Genomic DNA, 917 nt, shown 5'->3' with positions numbered 1-917 from the left:
TAGATCTCTTTCATAAATCAAAAAACGACCTTCTTTTTGGTTAATATTTGCACTCCGGATTTCTTGGCATTCGTGCATAATCTGCGGATGAAATACATCGATTCAAACAAGCTTTCTGATACTCAGTTCAAGCGATACACAGGCATCTCATGGTCAACTTTCTATTTGATGGTTGAGCAATTGCAGAAGCATGTCTCTGCCAAAGGCAGACCGCCCAAGTTAAGCCTGGAGGATCAGGTTCTGCTCTGTCTGAGCTATTGGCGGGAATACCGAACCTTATTTCACGTTGCGACGAGTTACGGGGTTTCAGAGCCCACAGCCTCAAGAATTGTCCGTCATGTTGAAGACTGCCTGATTCGGTCCAATCTGTTTAATTTACCCAAAGATTTACCCGAGGGCGAAGGCATCGACTGGAATGTTGTGATCGTGGATGCCACGGAAATTCCAATCCAAAGACCTAAAAAAACAGAAGAAAAGCTATAGCGGCAAGAAAAAGACCTATACCTTTAAAGTACAGGCCATGATTCACTACAAAACTCAGCAAATTATGAGTTTATGTACCAGTCGCGGTGCAGTGCATGATTTCGAGTTGTTCAAACGCAATTTAAACCAGATTCCTTTTGGGGCTTTTATCCTTGCAGATAAAGGCTATCAGGGGATTTATGTGTTGTATCCGAATAGCCTGTTGCCATTAAAAGCCAAAAGACACTGTAAATTGGATCCTGAATTGAAAATCTATAATCAAGAAATCAATAAAAGAAGAATCGGAATTGAGCATGTATTTGGCAGCCTGAAAACCTTCAAAATTCTTGCTGAGCGTTATCGAAATAGAGGTAAAAGGCTTGGTTTGAGATTCAATTTAATCGCTGGAATCTACAACTTGGAGCTGAGTAAAAAATGATTTATGAAAGACATCT

2 protein-coding genes are annotated in these 917 nt (G+C 40.6%); both read left to right on the top strand.

Annotated features, from left to right (window positions below; genetic code table 11):
* Window positions 1-87 precede the first annotated feature (87 nt).
* Window positions 88-483, top strand: coding sequence for a transposase family protein (locus MF4642_RS16535; protein ID WP_078426877.1), 396 nt, complete (start codon window positions 88-90; stop codon window positions 481-483).
* A complete protein-coding gene (locus MF4642_RS16530) occupies window positions 431-901 on the top strand; it encodes an IS5/IS1182 family transposase (protein ID WP_017482311.1) in 471 nt (156 codons plus the stop codon). The genes MF4642_RS16535 and MF4642_RS16530 overlap by 53 nt, the downstream gene beginning before the upstream one ends.
* Window positions 902-917: the final 16 nt, after the last annotated feature.

It is taken from the genome of Acinetobacter sp. MF4642 (genome assembly GCF_002018925.1).
Lineage (GTDB): Bacteria > Pseudomonadota > Gammaproteobacteria > Pseudomonadales > Moraxellaceae > Acinetobacter > Acinetobacter johnsonii.
This window is presented reverse-complemented; position numbering and strand designations above follow the sequence as displayed.